General features: G+C 59.6%; 16 protein-coding genes. 2 read left to right on the forward strand and 14 right to left on the reverse strand.

Features of this window, described 5'->3' with window-relative positions; genetic code table 11:
• Window positions 1–2: 2 nt before the first annotated feature.
• From ACA049_RS26300 to ACA049_RS26320, 5 genes are read right to left on the reverse strand one after another with little or no spacing between them, the layout of a single operon-like run.
• Window positions 3–3,095, reverse strand: a complete 3,093-nt coding sequence (locus ACA049_RS26300; protein ID WP_497330986.1) for a pilus assembly protein — start codon at window positions 3,093–3,095, stop codon at window positions 3–5.
• Window positions 3,082–3,534 carry a pilus assembly PilX family protein gene (locus ACA049_RS26305; protein WP_497330988.1) on the reverse strand — a complete coding sequence of 151 codons (453 nt, stop codon included), beginning with the start codon at window positions 3,532–3,534 and terminating at the stop codon, window positions 3,082–3,084. The genes ACA049_RS26300 and ACA049_RS26305 overlap by 14 nt, the downstream gene beginning before the upstream one ends.
• Window positions 3,535–3,545: 11 nt before the next feature.
• Window positions 3,546–4,259, reverse strand: coding sequence for a PilW family protein (locus ACA049_RS26310; RefSeq protein ID WP_497330990.1), 714 nt, complete (start codon window positions 4,257–4,259; stop codon window positions 3,546–3,548).
• On the reverse strand, window positions 4,256–4,705 hold the full coding sequence (gene pilV / locus ACA049_RS26315; protein ID WP_497330992.1) for a type IV pilus modification protein PilV: 450 nt from the start codon (window positions 4,703–4,705) through the stop codon (window positions 4,256–4,258). The genes ACA049_RS26310 and pilV overlap by 4 nt, the downstream gene beginning before the upstream one ends.
• Window positions 4,702–5,175, reverse strand: a complete 474-nt coding sequence (locus tag ACA049_RS26320) for a GspH/FimT family pseudopilin (RefSeq protein WP_497330994.1) — start codon at window positions 5,173–5,175, stop codon at window positions 4,702–4,704. The genes pilV and ACA049_RS26320 overlap by 4 nt, the downstream gene beginning before the upstream one ends.
• Before the next feature lie 131 nt (window positions 5,176–5,306).
• Here ACA049_RS26320 and ACA049_RS26325 point away from each other — a divergent pair, with 131 nt between their 5' ends.
• Window positions 5,307–5,849: a GspH/FimT family pseudopilin gene (locus tag ACA049_RS26325; protein WP_497330996.1), complete on the forward strand. Its 543-nt coding sequence runs from the start codon at window positions 5,307–5,309 to the stop codon at window positions 5,847–5,849.
• Here the strand turns inward: ACA049_RS26325 and ispH are convergent.
• The 6 genes from ispH to murJ all read right to left on the reverse strand — a co-directional run bounded on the left by ispH (window position 5,826) and on the right by murJ (window position 13,330).
• Complete coding sequence (ispH, locus tag ACA049_RS26330) at window positions 5,826–6,773, reverse strand: 4-hydroxy-3-methylbut-2-enyl diphosphate reductase (protein ID WP_109634961.1); 948 nt, start codon at window positions 6,771–6,773, stop codon at window positions 5,826–5,828. The two genes, ACA049_RS26325 and ispH, sit on opposite strands and share 24 nt — an antisense overlap.
• 156 nt (window positions 6,774–6,929) lie before the next feature.
• Window positions 6,930–7,367, reverse strand: a complete 438-nt coding sequence (gene fkpB / locus ACA049_RS26335) for an FKBP-type peptidyl-prolyl cis-trans isomerase (protein ID WP_392893750.1) — start codon at window positions 7,365–7,367, stop codon at window positions 6,930–6,932.
• A 7-nt stretch (window positions 7,368–7,374) separates the two neighbouring features.
• Window positions 7,375–7,887: a signal peptidase II gene (lspA, locus tag ACA049_RS26340; protein ID WP_219096094.1), complete on the reverse strand. Its 513-nt coding sequence runs from the start codon at window positions 7,885–7,887 to the stop codon at window positions 7,375–7,377.
• Window positions 7,880–10,711, reverse strand: coding sequence for an isoleucine--tRNA ligase (gene ileS / locus ACA049_RS26345; RefSeq protein WP_497330998.1), 2,832 nt, complete (start codon window positions 10,709–10,711; stop codon window positions 7,880–7,882). The genes lspA and ileS overlap by 8 nt, the downstream gene beginning before the upstream one ends.
• Entirely contained in the window at window positions 10,712–11,662 is a 951-nt protein-coding gene (gene ribF / locus ACA049_RS26350; protein WP_497331000.1) for a bifunctional riboflavin kinase/FAD synthetase, read from the reverse strand.
• 129 nt (window positions 11,663–11,791) lie between these two features.
• Window positions 11,792–13,330 carry a murein biosynthesis integral membrane protein MurJ gene (gene murJ / locus ACA049_RS26355; RefSeq protein WP_497331002.1) on the reverse strand — a complete coding sequence of 513 codons (1,539 nt, stop codon included), beginning with the start codon at window positions 13,328–13,330 and terminating at the stop codon, window positions 11,792–11,794.
• Window positions 13,331–13,582: 252 nt separating this feature from the next.
• Here murJ and rpsT point away from each other — a divergent pair, with 252 nt between their 5' ends.
• The gene (gene rpsT, locus ACA049_RS26360; RefSeq protein WP_008154937.1) at window positions 13,583–13,861 is read left to right on the forward strand and encodes a 30S ribosomal protein S20; all 279 of its coding nucleotides are present in this window, start codon (window positions 13,583–13,585) and stop codon (window positions 13,859–13,861) included.
• 89 nt (window positions 13,862–13,950) lie between these two features.
• Here the strand turns inward: rpsT and ACA049_RS26365 are convergent, their stop codons facing one another.
• From ACA049_RS26365 to proB, 3 genes are all read right to left on the reverse strand, one after another.
• Complete coding sequence (locus tag ACA049_RS26365; RefSeq protein WP_497331004.1) at window positions 13,951–14,913, reverse strand: IS110 family transposase; 963 nt, start codon at window positions 14,911–14,913, stop codon at window positions 13,951–13,953.
• Window positions 14,914–15,216: 303 nt separating this feature from the next.
• A complete protein-coding gene (locus tag ACA049_RS26370; RefSeq protein ID WP_010467533.1) occupies window positions 15,217–15,681 on the reverse strand; it encodes a CreA family protein in 465 nt (154 codons plus the stop codon).
• 12 nt (window positions 15,682–15,693) lie between these two features.
• Window positions 15,694–16,812 carry a glutamate 5-kinase gene (gene proB, locus ACA049_RS26375; RefSeq protein WP_219096089.1) on the reverse strand — a complete coding sequence of 373 codons (1,119 nt, stop codon included), beginning with the start codon at window positions 16,810–16,812 and terminating at the stop codon, window positions 15,694–15,696.
• Between the last annotated feature and the right edge of the window lie 32 nt (window positions 16,813–16,844).

The raw sequence follows: 16,844 nt of genomic DNA on the forward strand, positions 1-16,844 counted from the left end.
ACTTACTGTATTTGTCGCCACATGATGCGACGGCTGCCGCCGCCGGATTTTTCCACCAGGGTGCTGATGCCGCCACTGGAATCGTTCACGATCTTGCGGGTCGCGCCGTTGACGATGGCGTTCAGGGTCGGGATGCCGCCGGTGAAAATCACGCCGCTGGACACCGTGTCCGTGCTGTCGACCGTCCCGTCGTTATTGGTGTCGAGCACCGCGTAGTTGAGCATCTTACCGCTGAACGCCTCCAGTTCGACCAGTTTGCCGGTGCCGAAGCTGGCACATGGGTCAGTGGTGTCCACACTCGCCGTGGTAAAAACGATCCGCCCCAGCACCAGATTGGCCTGATTGATCACCCGTTCGCCCGTCAACACGCTGTTGTACACCAGCGGCAAGTACCAGCCCTTTTCCCCCGGATAGGTCACGTCGTTCTGGCTGGTGGTGATGAATTGCCCGGTACTGCCCGAGAACACGCCGGTCACCGCTTGCGCCTGCAAACTGGACACGGTGATCTGACCCGCGCCGCCTTCCGCATCCCACACGGCGTAGAACGCCTGCAAATCCTTGTTGGTCTTGTCGGCTGTCTCGTTGAATTTGCCGGTGCCGAAAAATACTTCCTTGCCGCCCAGTGAATTGTCCGCCAGCAGCGGCTGCACGGTAATCGGCTGAGTGGCGCCACCCGCCGTGGTAAATAGCGGTTTACCGGCAAACGCCACGCCCCAGGTGTCGGGGGCCGTTGCGCTCAAATCGAACTTCCATAACCGCCCTTTCAAGTCGCCACCATAGGCGGCCTGCACCACATTCTGCGAGTTGACCCGCAGCTTCACCGACGACAGACCGTTGGTGGTGTCGGTGCTGTCGACCACGATTTTCTTGATCAACGAGCCGTCACGAACATCCACCACGTACAACGCCGCCACCCCGGAGTTGCTGCCATAGCCGTTGGAAATGAACGCAGCCCAGCGACCGTCGGCCAAGCGTGCCACTTCCGGTCGTGCATAGGCATAACCCAGATCATTGAAAACGTTCGCGGGGTTCGGCGTGGCCGGCGCACTGAATTCCCACAGCGCCTTGAACACGTTGCCCGCCGATGCATCGAACAGCTGTAACGCATAAAAAGTCCTGCCGCCGGCCCCGGTTCCGCCAATGGCCAGGGTTTTCCAGGCGCTGCCGAACTGGGCATCGAACACCCCGAGCTGACCGTCGACCAGAAACTTGTGGCTCACACCGTTGATGTAGGTCGGGTCGGCGATGTAGCGCAACGATGGCAACACGCTGGAAGGCATGTAGGCATAACGCCGGGCGCCATTGGCCGAGTTGATGACATTCACAAAGCCGTCGTTGGCATTCACCACCAGACTGGCGCTCATGGTGGAGGCCTTGGTGGTCAGGTAGGTGCTGTAGGTGGTGTCGCCCACCAGATCGGAGGCGGTTTTGTCCGTGGGTGACGCCAGCACAAGGGGCGAATTGATGATGTCGCCGAGCAGCACGCTGCGCACCTTGAGCCCGGCTTTGTTGGTGCCCTTGCTCCATTCCACCAGATCGCTGCCGGTGATGCCGGTCGGCAAGCCTTGGCTGAGGGAGGTCTGCTGCGCCGGGGAGAAACTGGCATAGGCCAAAGTGACGGCAGCGTTGGTCAGGGTGTTCCAGGACTGGTAAGTCGGCGCTGTGGCACCGGGAACGATGGTGGTGTCGGTGGTCCACAGCGCTGCAGTGGTGTTCACCGCACCGGCCGTGGTGAAGCCGAAGGATTTGATGGTGCCGCGCCAGTCCTTCGGGTCATAACTGGTCTGGAAGTAACTTGAATTGCTGGCCAGGGTGGTGCCGCTGGTGACGCCGCTACCGCCGGAACCAGCCTTGGAGGTGATGTCGCTCAGCGCCGAGGACAATGCACTGTTGAGCCCGGCGCTGTCGGTCGCCTGATAGTACTTGCCCTGTCCGTAGCTGGCCGCGTCCGACAACATCTGGTTCGCGGCGGTAAAGCCCACGGTGTAGGTGTTGATGTTCTGCTTCGGGAAGTCTACGGCGTTCCAGCTTTTGCCTGCCGCGTCGGTGCCTGTGGAGCGCATGTCGATGTCGAAGGCGAACTTGGCGATGTCATCCAGGTAAAGAGTGTCGCCTTCTCCATCGCCGTTGAGGTTGTTGCCATCATTGTTCACGCCGTCCCAGTTCGGGAGCCGGCCGGTGCCCAATGGATCGTTGGTCGGGAAGGTCCGGTCGTACGTCGGCAAGCCATCGGTAATCACCACGCCGTAGTTCTTCTGGCAGCGGTACTGGATCGGGCTGGTATACGTCGCTGGGGTCGAGTTGTAGTACGGCGTCAGCCCGCGGAAATAGCGGCTGATTTCGTAGTAGGTCTCTGCCAGCGGCGTGTTGGCCACGGCACTCAATCCGTTGATTGAGGCAATCAGATTGTTGTAGTTGGTATCGGCCTGGGCTTGGGAAACACTGCCGCTCACCTGAGACAGATCGCTGATCGAACGGGCGATAAAGCCGCCGTTCCCGGAGTTGTTGCTGTTGGCCGGATTGAACGTCGCAAGGCCGATGCGCAACGCCCGGTTGCTGGCCACCAATGCCGTGGACACGTTGCGCGCCACGTTCATGCGGTAATCGTTGGGGATCGAGCCATTGGTGAAGTCACGGTTGCTGCCATTCGCCAGCCCCACCAGGTACGACAGATAATCGTCGGTGTACCGGGTATTTTCGCCTCCGACCGGGTCCGGCAATTTAAGGCACAGCGGCGCCAGGCTGTTGTTGTAAAACGCGTAGGCCCCACCGGAGCAACCGGACTGCGCAAGGCTGGAAAGGAAGATCGAATCACCGATGATGTCGCTGCTGCTCAAGCACAGGCCCAGGAAAAAATTGCATTCCCTGGCCGGTGTGCGCCCCGTGACCGTCGGATCGAACCCGGGGGCATAGAGGATGCTGTTCATGCTCCCCGAATCGTCGATCAGCAAAATCACGTTCGGCACGACCGCTGCCGCGCTTAACAGCGGTGAATCTGACGGCGTGAACGCGTAAGCCGGTGCGGACAGGTAAAGCCCCAATACCACGCCGCAAATCAGCTGCCACACGCCACGGCGCCTTTCAGTACTTCGCATAAATACTCTCCACGACGCTGCGCGAGTTGCCCGCGATGCCAACGGCGGTCACCCGGTAAAGCGTCGCCGAGGTGTTGCTCGGCACATTCACGGCGTTGACCGTGGTGCCGATGTTCTGCACCCCGTAAAAGCCCCTGCCCGTGGCGATCCAGGTTACGCCGGAGGAGCCCGCGCCGGCAGCAGTGACCGTCACCGCGTCCGCCGGTGGTGTGCACTGGCTGCAGACCGGCAATGAATAGCTGTCCAGCTGCACCGCGCTTTCGCCCACACGTAACGCCGCTTCGGCGCCCTGGAACGACTGATTGCGCAAGCTCACGCTGCCGGCCATTTTTTCCTGCAGGGTGGCGTTCTGCATCGATGAAAGGCCGATCAACGTCAGCAACAGCAGGAACACCAGACTGACCAGCAACGCCATACCGCGCTGGGCTTGATACTTCATGGCAGCCCCCTTCATTGCAACCTGTTGCGCAAGGCGGCAACCACGTTGAACGTTTGATTGCGCACCCGATTGTTCGGGTCGGTGAGTGTCAGGCTCAGGCGGACGCTGCGAATTCGTGCGGGGTCGGACGGGTTAGGGCTGTAGCTGGACGCGGCGACGTCAGTGGCAGAATTGGCGAGGCCAAAGCTCACGCTGAAGGCACTGACGTTATCGATCAGCACAAACTGGGTCGGCGTGCCCGTACCAGAGCCCAACATGATTTTGTTGTTGCTGTAGCTGTAGATCAGACGCCGGATGGGAAACGCCAGAAACCCCGAGGCCGGTACCCTCGCACCCGTGTAGGCCGTCGCCGTGTTTCGACAGTCGGAGATCACTGTCCAGGCCGGCGCCCCGCTACTACCGCCGATATCCGCAGTTACCAGGGTCAGTTTGAGGTTGGCGTTATCCCAACTGATCGGCGTTATCTGACTGGCGTTGAAGTCGCCCGCGGTACTGGAGTCAGTGATCGTCCCCAGGCAGCCAAACATGCCGACCATGCGGATTTCCTGAATCATCTTGCTCAGCACGAAACGCGCATCTTCCTGCATGGCGGCGGCGGTGTTCTGGCTGACGTAGGTGTTCTTGGCAGCGATGAAAACCTGCACCACGCCCAGCACCACAATCAGGCTCAACGCGAGGGCAATCAACATTTCGATCAGCCCGAAACCTCTGTTGGACCGCCTCATGGTGTTGCCACCGGGTCGACCGTGGCGCGACTGGTCAGGACAAAGCTGCGACGCGAGTTGGCGGTATTGGCGGCGCGCGAGTCATCCCAGGTGATGGTGATGGTGTACACACGCTGGTTCAGCGTGACGGTGCCGGTGGCCGTCGCGCCGCCAAAATTGACGATATTGGTGGTGAAATCGAAGAGGTCCTGATCCCGGGCGACGTTCAGGTTGCCCGACGCCGGTGGCGTCACGGTGTAGTCGGCGCCGGAGTTGGCGCGGATACGGTCCATCATGTCGTAGGCGATAAAACTCGCCTGGCTGGTCATCCGCGAGCTGTCGGTGTATTTCAGCGCATTGAGCTGAATCGCCGCCGCGCCCAGCAGCCCCACGGTCAGAATCACCAACGCGACCAGCACCTCGATCAGCGTCATGCCCTCCTGTGCATGTTTGCTCCGTCCCCTCATCCGCAATTTCCACCCAGTAGAATTCGTCCGTTCAAACACACATTCAGCGTCCTGCTTTGCGCCCCCAATACATAGCTGATCGCAACGGGTGTGGACGGCGCCGACAAACCACCCAGGTTGTTGAAATCGATGGCGGTCACTCCTGAGGGTAGCGTCAGAGTCGCGCCGCTGCTCATCGCTGGAACAACCCGCAATACATTGGCCGGCGTGTTCGTACTGTCATAGACCGCCAACTCACCGGTCCAGACGCTGCCACCCGCGGTTGGACGAAGCCGGATGGCGACGCCCCGGTCGATGGCCTCAAGTCGTGCGAAGTTGAGTCCGCGTTGCAGGTCGCCGATTTCGGTGTCGGCCTTGGTGCCTTGCACCGACCGGGTAAATGCCGGCACGGCCAGGGTGATCAGGATCAGGAAAACCGCGAGCGAGACCAACAGCTCGATCAGCGTGAAACCTTTTGTACGATGATCCATCGGTGCCCTCCGTTGCCGTCGGCTATACCTGCTTCTACACGCTAGAACATTCGACCGACCGGCGTGCGGTTGATTTGCCCTTACTCGCGCACGGATTGCGCGGGCCGCAGCACTCCAGGGAGGGAGATGACATGCATCAGCGAGGTTTCAGCCTGATCGAACTGCTTATGGGACTGACAATTGCCGGGATTGTTCTGCTGTTGGTCAGTCCGGCGTTCGCGGCCCTTACAGAATCGAATCATCGAGAGGAGGCGGCGAAGTCTCTTGCCGGTGGTATTCGCAGCGCCAGGAGCGAAGCGATAACGCGCAATCAGCCTACCGTCATTCACGGAATAAACGACGACTGGAGCCAAGGCTGGCGGATCATTCTGGACGTAAACGGCAAAGGGCAGGAAGACAGCAGTAATCCGATGCTGGTTGAGCACCAGAGCAGCACTCGGGTGCCGATTTTCGGCAATCAGCATATCCAGACTTCTGTACGTTTCAGTCATCTGGGGGAACCGCTGCACGGCGGTTTTCAATCGGGGACGTTACACATTTGCGTAGCCCACGAACCGGTGAGTCAGTTCCAGGTGGTGCTGGCCTCGAGCGGTCGCGTCAGCCTGCGCAGCAAAAAAACTGCACAGGCGTTATGCGAGAGAGGAAAAAACTCAGAGCAGCGAGCGGACCCGTAACTCTTTAGGCATGGAGAACGTGATGTTCTCCTCGCGACCGGCCAGTTCATCGGCGCCAGTAGCCCCCCAGGCCTGCAACTGCTGGATCACGCCACGCACCAGCACTTCAGGCGCAGAGGCGCCAGCGGTGATGCCGATACGCTCGACACCGTCGAACCAGCTCTTTTGCAGGTCTTCGGCGCCGTCGATCAGGTAGGCCGGGGTGGCCATGCGTTCGGCGAGTTCACGCAAGCGGTTGGAGTTGGAACTGTTCGGGCTGCCGACCACCAGCACCACGTCGCATTCGTCGGCCAGTTGCTTGACGGCGTCCTGACGGTTTTGCGTGGCGTAGCAGATGTCGTCCTTGCGCGGGCCACCGATCGCCGGGAAGCGTGCACGCAGAGCGTCGATCACGCGGCTGGTGTCGTCCATGGACAGGGTGGTCTGGGTCACGAACGCCAGTTTGTCGGGGTTGACCACCTGCAACGAGGCAACGTCTTTCTCGTCTTCAACCAGATAGATCGCGCCACCATTGCTGCCATCGTACTGGCCCATGGTGCCTTCGACCTCCGGGTGGCCGGCGTGGCCGATGAGGATGCATTCACGACCGTCACGGCTATAGCGCGCGACTTCGATGTGCACCTTGGTCACCAGCGGGCAGGTCGCGTCGAACACTTTCAGGCCACGGCCAGCGGCTTCGGTACGCACGGCCTGGGAAACGCCGTGGGCACTGAAGATCACGATGACGTCGTCCGGCACCTGATCCAGTTCTTCGACGAAGATCGCCCCGCGAGCACGCAGGTCTTCGACGACGAATTTGTTGTGGACCACTTCGTGGCGCACATAGATCGGCGGCCCGAAAACTTCCAGGGCGCGGTTGACGATTTCGATCGCCCGGTCCACACCGGCGCAGAAGCCACGGGGGTTGGCGAGTTTGATTTGCATGCTGTGCCTCGTGTCTTGCGCGCAAGAAGTTAGATCATTACAACCTGTAGGAGCGAAGCTTGCTCGCGAAAGCGGTATGTGATTCAACATTGATGTTGAATGTTATGAAGCCTTCGCGAGCAAGCTTCGCTCCTGCAATTGACCGAGTTCGGTCAGTTACAGCGATTTGACGTCGATGATCTCGACGTCAAACGTCAATGTCTTGCCAGCCAGCGGGTGGTTGAAGTCGATGGTCACTTGCTCGTCATCGAATTCCTTCACAACGCCCGGCAACTCAGTATTGGCCGCATCGTTGAAGATCACCAGCAAACCCGGCGACAGGTCCATGTCCTTGAACTGCGAACGCGGGATGATCTGCACGTTCTGCGGGTTCGGCTGGCCGAAAGCGTTTTCCGGCTGAATCGTCAGCGTGCGCTTGTCGCCGGCCTTGAAGCCGAACAGCGCTGCTTCGAAACCTGGCAACAGGTTGCCATCGCCGACCTTGAAGGTCGCCGGGGCTTTGTCGAAGGTGCTGTCGACCGTGTCGCCGTTCTCCAGGCGCAGTGCAAAGTGCAAAGTGACTTCCGTGTTCTGGCGGATGCGTTGCTCAGCCAATACCTGTTCAGTCATGAACGGCTTCTCCGGTTTTCTTGCTTTTAAACATATCCAGCGCAAGCATCACGGCACCGACGGTAATTGCACTGTCGGCGAAGTTGAACGCCGGGAAGTACCAGCGGTTCTGCCAATGCACCAGAATGAAATCGATCACATGGCCCAGGGCAATGCGGTCATACAGGTTACCCAGCGCCCCGCCCAGCACCAGCGCCAACGCGACGGCCAGCCAGGTTTCGTTGCGCCCCAGACGCTTGAGCCAGACCACCAGCACCGCACTCACCACAATGGCGATCAGGGCAAACAACCAGCGCTGCCAGCCTGAGCTGTCAGCCAGGAAGCTGAAGGCAGCGCCGGTGTTGTAGGCCAGGGTCCAACTGAACAGATCGGGAATGATCACGATCTGTTGGAACATTTCGAGCTTGTTTTCGAAGTAGAACTTGCTGGCCTGGTCGATGACCAGGACCAGCAAACTCAACCAGAGCCAGCTCAACCGTCCGAAACGGCCAACGGCATTAGGCATAGTGACGAACCTCGCCCGCGCCGCTGATGTTATCGACGCAACGACCGCAGATTTCCGGATGCTCCGGGTTCACGCCGACGTCTTCACGGCAGTGCCAGCAACGGGCGCACTTGGCGAAGGCCGACTTGACGATTTTCAACTTCAGGCCGCTGACTTCGGTGACTACTGCGTCCGCAGGTGCCTGAACAAAAGGCGCCACGCTGGCGGTCGAGGTGATCAGTACGAAGCGTAGTTCGTTGCTCAGCTGGGCCAGGTCGGCGCTCAGCGAGTCTTCGGCAAACAGCGTCACTTCGGCTTGCAGGTTGCCACCGACGGCCTTGGCCGCGCGCTGGATTTCCATTTCCTTGTTGACCGCGACCTTCACCGCCATGATCCGCTCCCAGTAGGCGCGGCCCAGTTCGACGTTGTCCGGCAGTTCGGTCAGACCTTCGTACCAGGTGTTGAGCATCACCGATTCGTTGCGCTCGCCCGGCAGGTATTCCCACAGCTCGTCGGCAGTGAAAGCGAGGATCGGTGCGATCCAGCGCACCAGCGCTTCGGAGATGTGGTACAGCGCGGTTTGCGCCGAACGGCGTGCCTTGCTGTTGGCGCCAGTGGTGTACTGACGGTCCTTGATGATGTCGAGGTAGAAACCGCCCAGCTCCTGCACGCAGAAGTTGTGGATCTTGGAGTAGACGTTCCAGAAACGGTATTCGCCGTAGTGCTCTTGCAACTCGCGTTGCAGCAGCAGGGTACGATCCACGGCCCAACGGTCCAGCGCGAGCATTTCTTCGGCCGGCAGGATGTCGGTGGCCGGGTTGAAACCGGTCAGGTTGGAGAGCAGGAAGCGCGCGGTGTTACGGATACGCCGGTAGGCGTCCGCACTGCGTTGCAGGATCTGCTCGGAAACCGCCATTTCACCCGAGTAATCGGTGGAAGCCACCCACAGACGCATGATGTCGGCGCCGAGGGTGTCGTTGACTTTTTGCGGCGCGATCACGTTGCCCAGGGACTTGGACATCTTGCGGCCGGACTCATCCACGGTGAAGCCGTGGGTCAGCAGCTCGCGGTACGGCGCGTGGTTGTCGATGGCGCAACCGGTCAGCAAGGACGAGTGGAACCAGCCACGGTGTTGGTCCGAGCCTTCCAGATACAGGTCGGCACGCGGGCCGGTTTCGTGGCCCATCGGGTGCGAACCGCGCAGGACGTGCCAGTGCGTGGTGCCCGAGTCGAACCAGACGTCCAGGGTGTCACTGATCTTGTCGTACTGCGGCGCTTCGTCTCCGAGCAACTCGGCGGCGTCCATCTTGAACCAGGCTTCGATGCCTTCGACTTCGACGCGCTTGGCGACTTCTTCCATCAGCTCGGCGGTACGTGGGTGCAGCTCGCCGCTTTCCTTGTTCAGGAAGAACGGGATCGGCACGCCCCAGTTGCGCTGACGGGAGATGCACCAGTCCGGACGGTTGGCGATCATCGAGTGCAGGCGCGCCTGGCCCCAGGCCGGAACGAACTGAGTCTCTTCGATGGCTTTGAGCGCGCGCTTGCGCAGGGTGTCGCCGCTGACAGGCTCTTTGTCCATGCCGATGAACCACTGCGCGGTGGCGCGGTAGATCAGCGGGGTCTTGTGACGCCAGCAGTGCATGTAGCTGTGTTCGATGATGGTGGTGTGCAGCAGCGCACCGACTTCGGTCAGCTTGTCGACGATGGCCGGGTTGGCCTTCCAGATGAACTGGCCGCCGAAGAACTCCAGCGACGGCACGTAAACGCCGTTGCTCTGTACCGGGTTGAGGATGTCGTCGTTGACCATGCCGTATTTCTTGCAGGTCACGAAGTCGTCCACGCCGTAGGCCGGAGCGGAGTGAACCACGCCGGTGCCAGCGCCCAGTTCAACGTAGTCGGCCAGGTAAACCGGCGACAGACGATCGTAGAACGGGTGACGGAAGTTGATCAGTTCCAGTTCTTTACCGGTGGTGGTCGCGATGACCGAGCCTTCCAGGCTGTAACGGGCCAGGCACGACTCGACCAGCTCTTCAGCCAGCACCAGCAGTTTGTCGCCGACGTCGACCAGGGCGTAGTTGAATTCCGGGTGAACGTTCAGCGCCTGGTTGGCCGGGATGGTCCACGGGGTGGTGGTCCAGATCACGATCGAGGCAGGTTTGGCCAGGGACGCCAGACCGAAAGCGGCAGCCAGCTTGGCTTCGTCGGCAATCGGGAACGCCACGTCGATGGTCGAGGACTTTTTGTTTTCGTATTCGACTTCCGCTTCAGCCAGGGCTGAACCGCAGTCGAAGCACCAGTTCACGGGCTTCAGGCCCTTGAACACGAAACCGCCCTTGACGATTTCGGCCAAAGCGCGGATTTCACCGGCTTCGTTCTTGAAATCCATGGTCTTGTACGGGTTGGCGAAATCGCCCAGCACGCCCAGACGGATGAATTCGGATTTCTGCCCTTCGATCTGCTCGGTGGCGTAGGCACGGCACAGTTCGCGGGTCTTGTCCGCGCCCAGGTTTTTACCGTGGGTCACTTCGACTTTGTGCTCGATCGGCAGGCCGTGGCAGTCCCAGCCCGGAACATAAGGCGCGTCGAAACCCGACAGGGTTTTCGAGCGGATGATCATGTCCTTGAGAATCTTGTTCAACGCATGACCGATGTGGATCGTGCCGTTGGCGTACGGAGGACCGTCGTGCAGAACGAACTTCGGACGATCCTTGCCAATCTCGCGCAACTTACCGTACAGGCCAATGCTGTCCCAGCGCTGCAGAATCTGCGGTTCGCGCTGAGGCAGGCCGGCCTTCATTGGGAAGGCGGTGTCCGGAAGGTTTAGCGTGGCTTTATAGTCGGTCATTTAAGGCTCTTCATTAGCGATTGGCGCTAGGTGCGACAGGGCACGGGCGGCGGCAACATCCGCATTGATCGCCGTCTTAAGCGCCTCCAGAGAGGCGAAACGCTGCTCTTCACGCAGCTTGTGGTGGAAAACCACCGTCAAACGCCGGTCATACAGATCGCCGGCAAAATCTAAAAGGTGTACTTCGAGGTGGGCTTTGCCATCCCCTTGAACCGTGGGCCGCACGCCGATATTGGCGACGCCTGGCCAGGTCTTGCCGTCGATGTCGACATTGACCAGGTAGACCCCGGTCAGCGGCACACGGCGACGCTTGAGTTGAATGTTGGCGGTTGGCGTACCCAGTTGGCGCGCCAGCTTCTGGCCATGCAGGACCCGCCCGGTGATCTGGAACGGGCGCCCGAGCAACCGCTCGGCCAAGGCAAAGTCGGCAGCAGCCAATGCATTACGCACTTGGGTGCTGCTGACACGAATGCCGTCCAGCTCGACGGTTTGCGCCGCTTCGACGGTAAAACCGTGAACGATGCCGGCCTGTTGCAGGAAATCGAAATCCCCTACCCGATCACAGCCGAACCGGAAGTCGTCACCGACCTCCAGGTGCTGCACGCCGAGGCCGTCGACCAGAATGGTTTCGACGAACTCACTGGCGCTGAGCTTGCTCAGACGATGATTGAAGGCCAGGCACAGGACTCGGTCGACACCTTCGTCGGCCAGAAGCTGCAGTTTGTCCCGCAGCCGGGCCAGACGGGCCGGGGCCGTGTCCGGGGCGAAGAATTCTCGCGGCTGCGGCTCGAAAATCACCACGCAGCTGGGCACGCCCAACTCGATAGCGCGCTCACGCAGCCTCGCCAGGATAGCCTGGTGGCCACGGTGAACACCGTCAAAGTTGCCAATAGTGGCGACACAGCCCCGATGCTGGGGGCGCAGGTTGTGGAGGCCTCGAACCAGCTGCATAACGCGCTTCTTGCTCATAAAGTGGTCGATTATAACCACACCCGGCGGCCGACGACAGGCAACACCGTAACCCAAAGTAATCGAGCCGACAAAACTGCCGGTTCGCCCATGTTTATCGAGGCCAAAGCCTCAGCTCAACGCCTTGCGATTGAAGTCGCGCAAACGAAAGCCCATCAACAGCAGCATGCCGAAATAAGCGACCACGCCGGCAGCGACCAATGCGCCCAGGCGCAGGAACCGCTCCAGCATATGCCCCTGATCCCAGGCTGGCATGAAATGCATCCCGGCCAGCAGCACAGCCGACATCACCAACACCGCAATCACAAGCTTGGCGCCGAACTTGGCCCAGCCCGGTTGCGGCTGATACATCTGCTGCTTGCGCAGCTGATAAAACAATAGCCCGGCGTTGATGCAGGCACCGATGCTGATGGCCAAGGCCAGACCGGCGTGAGCCAGCGGACCGATCAGCACCAGGTTGAACAACTGGGTAACGATCAGGGTGAAAATCGCGATTTTTACCGGAGTGCGGATGTTTTGTTGCGCATAGAAGCCTGGCGCCAGCACTTTGATCACGATAATCCCGAGCAAACCGACGGAATAGGCGATCAGCGCCCGCTGGGTCATGGAAGCATCAAACGCACTGAATTGCCCGTACTGGAACAGCGAAACGGTCAGCGGCTCGGCCAGAATCCCCAGTGCCAGCGAACACGGCAACACCAGCACGAAGCATAGGCGCAGGCCCCAATCGAGGATGCGCGAGTATTCCTGACGATCCTTGCTGGCGTAGGTCTTGGCCAACGTCGGCAGCAGAATAGTGCCCAATGCCACGCCCAGCACGCCGGACGGTAATTCCATCAGGCGGTCGGCGTAATACATCCACGACACGGAGCCGGCGACCAGGAACGAGGCGAATATGGTGTTGATGATCAGCGAAATCTGGCTCACGGACACACCGAGAATCGCTGGCAGCATCTGCTTCATCACCCGCCAGACGCCGCTGTCGCGCAGATTCAGGCGTGGCAGCACGAGCATGCCGATCTTTTTCAGGTGCGGCAGCTGATAGAGCAATTGCGCCAGGCCACCCACCAGCACCGCCCAGCCCAGGGCCATGACGGGAGGATCGAAGTACGGCGTCAGGAACACCGAAAAGATAATCATGCTGACGTTGAGCAAGGTCGGCACGAAGGCCGGCACGGAGAAGCGGTTGTACGTATTGAGGATCGCACCGGCCAATGAAGACAGGGAGATCAGCAATATATAAGGAAAAGTCACCCGCAACAGGTTGGAGGTCAGCTCGAATTTTTCCGGGGTGTCGGTAAAACCTGGCGCTGTGGCCCAGATGACCCACGGCGCAGCGAGAATGCCCAGCGCGGTGACCAAGGCCAGCACCAGCGTCAGCAGGCCGGAAACGTAAGCAATGAAGGTTCGCGTCGCCTCTTCGCCCTTCTGGCTTTTATATTCGGCAAGAATCGGCACGAATGCCTGGGAAAAAGCCCCTTCGGCGAAGATTCTTCGCAACAGATTGGGCAGTTTGAAGGCGATGAAGAATGCGTCAGTCGCCATCCCGGCGCCAAATGTGCGTGCGATGAGGGTGTCACGAACGAACCCTAGAACCCGGGAAAGCATCGTGATAGAGCTGACGGCGGCCAACGATTTGAGCAGATTCATTGAAAGAGTTTGTGCCTGTCGATAAACAGCAGGCGAACAAAGCGCCTACTTATGCGATACTCCGCGCCGCAGCAGCACAGAGCCAAAGCTCGCGAGTTTACAGGTCAAGCGCCGGAAATAAATATCCCGCCTCTTTATACCTACCACTTAGCGGAACGTCTCAACCGCCCTTGACAAGACATCAACTCATCGGCATGATTCGCGGCCTATTTTGTTTGCTATTTCCTAAAAAGTCTTTCGAGGAGCTCGACGGTGGCCAACACACCTTCCGCCAAAAAACGTGCAAAACAGGCTGAGAAGCGTCGCAGCCACAACGCCAGCCTGCGTTCCATGGTTCGTACCTACATCAAGAATGTAGTTAAGGCCATCGACGCAAAAGACGCTGAAAAAGCTCAAGCAGCTTACGTTCTGGCTGTGCCAGTTATCGACCGTATGGCCGATAAAGGCATCATCCACAAGAACAAGGCAGCTCGTCATAAGAGCCGCCTGAACGGTCACGTCAAGGCTCTGAACCTTGCTGTTGCCGCATAAGCGATAAGCTTGTTGAAAAACCGACCCCAGGGTCGGTTTTTTATTGCCTGCGATTTGGTAACCGCGACGCAAAAAAAATGTGGGAGATTCTATGTTGCAGGGGAACCCTGCTGCCTCAAATTCGGCTGGTATTCGCTCTGGTTTTTCATGAGCGCGAATGCCACCCGGCACAGCTTGCGAGCGAGGATGACCAGGGCTTGGGTTTTGGCCAGGCCTCTGGCCAGATAGGATTCATAGAACGGTTTCCAGGTGAGAGACCTGCAAGCCGCCATTGCCGCGTTGTGAGCCAGACGCCGTAACTCTGTATCGCCTTTTTTGCTCAGGCGACGGGGGCTGTTCTTTTTCCCGGAGTCTTTGGGCCTCAAGTCCATTCCCAAAAAGGCAATGAACGCATCGCCGCTGGCGAAGTGGCCGCGCATGAAAGCGGTCGCCAAGCCGATAGCCGTCAGATCACCAATCCCCTCAATGGCTTTGCAGCGCTTGATGTTTTCGGTAATGCCGGCCCTTTTACTGACTTTGAACAGTAACTTCTGAATGGCCTGTTCAGATTGTTTGAGGGACTTCAACAGCCGGGCCAGCTCATCGTTCAAGAGCAGTTCGCTCGACCAGCTCAGCGTGAGACTCACACGCAAGTTGACCAGTTCTGCGCGTCGATGCAGCAGACTTTTCAACACCTTGTAGTCCTGCGGAGGTGGACTCCAGACGCGCAGCCGCTGCTGTTCACTGCTCAGGTAACGCGCCAGAAGGCGCGCGTCACAAGGGTCGGTTTTCGCCCGCTGGCCAATGCTTTCGCGGTAATGGCTCAGCCGATAAGCATCCACCACGTAAACCCGGTGCCCCATTTCATGGGCCAGTTCAACCGTGTCCAAGTGGTAAATGCTGGTGGCTTCCAGGGCAATTGAGCTTTGCGCAGGCAGCATTTTGAGCCAACGGCCAAGAGCCTCACGGTCGTTGTTGATGTGTTGAGTGGTTTTCAGGTCTTCGCGGTAAGCCACGATTTCGGCCTTGGCCACATCGATACCAATCACCGTTGGTGAAGTAAGGATTGTCATGACGAATCCTCGGAGCTAGGGTTTAGGTGCTTGTCGGGGTTTACCCTTGCGCTGGCTTGCCTCTATCGTCGGTTGTACCGATGAATTCCTTATCGGCGCTTTGGGTAGAAAGGGCGGGACGAGAAGTCTCCCACGGTCCGTACTGGCAAGAGTCGGAATCGAGCTTTTAGTCCCGCCCACCCCTTCAAGTCTAAACATACAAGCGGGCTTGCTCGCGAATGCGGTGCATCAGTCGACATCCATGTCGACTGACATTCCCTCTTCGCGAGCAAGCCCGCCCCCACATTTTGGATCTTTGTTAGTTTATTGAGCGTGCGTCCACGGCAGAATCGGGATGGCGGTGACCGCATTTTGCGGGCTGCCTTCGATCAAGCGATCGCTATAGACCAGGTACACCAGCGTATTACGCTTCTTGTCGAGGAAGCGCACCACCTGCATGGTCTTGAACACCAGCGACGTGCGCTCCTTGAACACCTCGTCACCATCCTTCAGCTCACCCTTGAAGCTGATCGGGCCTACCTGACGGCACGCAATCGACGCTTCGGCGCGATCTTCAGCCAAGCCCAAACCGCCCTTCACGCCGCCTGTCTTGGCTCGCGACAGGTAGCAGGTCACGCCTTCGACTTTTGGATCATCAAACGCCTCTACGACGATACGGTCGTTCGGGCCGACGAATTTGAACACCGTCGATACCTGGCCAATCTCCTCGGCCGAGGCCAGCAGCGGCATTGCCAACAGCAGACCCAACAATCCTTTTGCCACACGCATTCAAATATTCCTTCAGACCAGGATCAGGTTATCGCGGTGAACCAGTTCCGGCTCCGCCATGTAACCCAACAGACCGACAATCGCCTCAGACGACTGACCGATGATTTTTTGTGCTTCCAGCGCGCTGTAGTTGGCCAGGCCGCGGGCGATCTCACGACCGTCCGGCGCCACGCACACCACCATTTCGCCACGGCGAAAACTGCCCTGAACCAGCTTGACGCCAACCGGCAGCAAACTTTTGTTGCCCTGGGACAGTGCCGTCACAGCACCCGCATCCAGCACCAGCGTGCCGCGGGTTTGCAGGTGCCCGGCCAGCCATTGCTTGCGCGCCGCCAGCATGCCGCGCTCAGGCGACAACAGGGTGCCGATGCGCTCGCCCGCCTTCAGACGATCCAGCACGCGCTCAATGCGCCCGCCGACGATGATGGTGTGCGCACCAGAACGCGCTGCCAGGCGCGCAGCGCGCAATTTGGTCTGCATGCCGCCACGACCCAACGCACCACCGGTACCGCCAGCGACAGCATCCAGCGCCGGATCATCGGCGCGCGCTTCGTAAATCAGGTTCGCATCAGGGTTGTTGCGCGGGTCAGCGTCGAACATGCCATCGCGATCGGTGAGGATCACCAGCAAGTCAGCCTCGACCAGGTTGGCCACCAGTGCCGCCAGGGTGTCGTTGTCGCCGAACCGGATCTCATCAGTGACCACGGTGTCGTTTTCGTTGATCACCGGGATCACTTTCAACTCGACCAGCGCACGCAAAGTGCTGCGGGCGTTCAGGTAGCGTTTGCGGTCAGACAAGTCGTCGTGAGTCAGGAGAATCTGCGCGGTATGCCGACCATGCTCGGCAAAGCTCGATTCCCAAGCCTGCACCAACCCCATCTGACCGATAGCAGCGGCCGCCTGGAGCTCATGCATCGCACTGGGTCGTACGCTCCAGCCCAGGCGACTCATCCCCGCCGCCACTGCCCCGGAAGACACCAGCACCAGTTCGACGCCAGCCTCATGCAAAGCCACCATCTGCTCGACCCAGACACTCATTGCCGCGCGATCCAGGCCTTTGCCGTCCGCCGTCAGCAAAGCGCTGCCGATCTTCACGACCCAACGCTGCGCACCTGTCACCTTGCTCCGCATCATCTTCAACCTTAGCTTGAGGACAGCGCGAC

The sequence above is a fragment of the Pseudomonas sp. LBUM1662 genome (genome assembly GCF_059695915.1).

Excerpts from the sequence above, each read along its gene's own strand:
- ACA049_RS26300 (WP_497330986.1), bottom strand. The coding sequence starts at position 3,095 with ATGCGAAGTACTGAAAGGCGCCGTGGCGTGTGGCAGCTGATTTGCGGC.
- proB (WP_219096089.1), bottom strand. The coding sequence starts at position 16,812 with ATGCGGAGCAAGGTGACAGGTGCGCAGCGTTGGGTCGTGAAGATCGGC.
- ribF (WP_497331000.1), bottom strand. The coding sequence starts at position 11,662 with ATGCAGCTGGTTCGAGGCCTCCACAACCTGCGCCCCCAGCATCGGGGC.
- lspA (WP_219096094.1), bottom strand. The coding sequence starts at position 7,887 with ATGCCTAATGCCGTTGGCCGTTTCGGACGGTTGAGCTGGCTCTGGTTG.
- ispH (WP_109634961.1), bottom strand. The coding sequence starts at position 6,773 with ATGCAAATCAAACTCGCCAACCCCCGTGGCTTCTGCGCCGGTGTGGAC.
- ileS (WP_497330998.1), bottom strand. The coding sequence starts at position 10,711 with ATGACCGACTATAAAGCCACGCTAAACCTTCCGGACACCGCCTTCCCA.
- ACA049_RS26320 (WP_497330994.1), bottom strand. The coding sequence starts at position 5,175 with ATGGATCATCGTACAAAAGGTTTCACGCTGATCGAGCTGTTGGTCTCG.
- ACA049_RS26325 (WP_497330996.1), top strand. The coding sequence starts at position 5,307 with ATGCATCAGCGAGGTTTCAGCCTGATCGAACTGCTTATGGGACTGACA.
- murJ (WP_497331002.1), bottom strand. The coding sequence starts at position 13,330 with ATGAATCTGCTCAAATCGTTGGCCGCCGTCAGCTCTATCACGATGCTT.
- ACA049_RS26310 (WP_497330990.1), bottom strand. The coding sequence starts at position 4,259 with ATGAGGCGGTCCAACAGAGGTTTCGGGCTGATCGAAATGTTGATTGCC.
- ACA049_RS26365 (WP_497331004.1), bottom strand. The coding sequence starts at position 14,913 with ATGACAATCCTTACTTCACCAACGGTGATTGGTATCGATGTGGCCAAG.
- ACA049_RS26305 (WP_497330988.1), bottom strand. The coding sequence starts at position 3,534 with ATGAAGTATCAAGCCCAGCGCGGTATGGCGTTGCTGGTCAGTCTGGTG.
- ACA049_RS26370 (WP_010467533.1), bottom strand. The coding sequence starts at position 15,681 with ATGCGTGTGGCAAAAGGATTGTTGGGTCTGCTGTTGGCAATGCCGCTG.
- pilV (WP_497330992.1), bottom strand. The coding sequence starts at position 4,705 with ATGAGGGGACGGAGCAAACATGCACAGGAGGGCATGACGCTGATCGAG.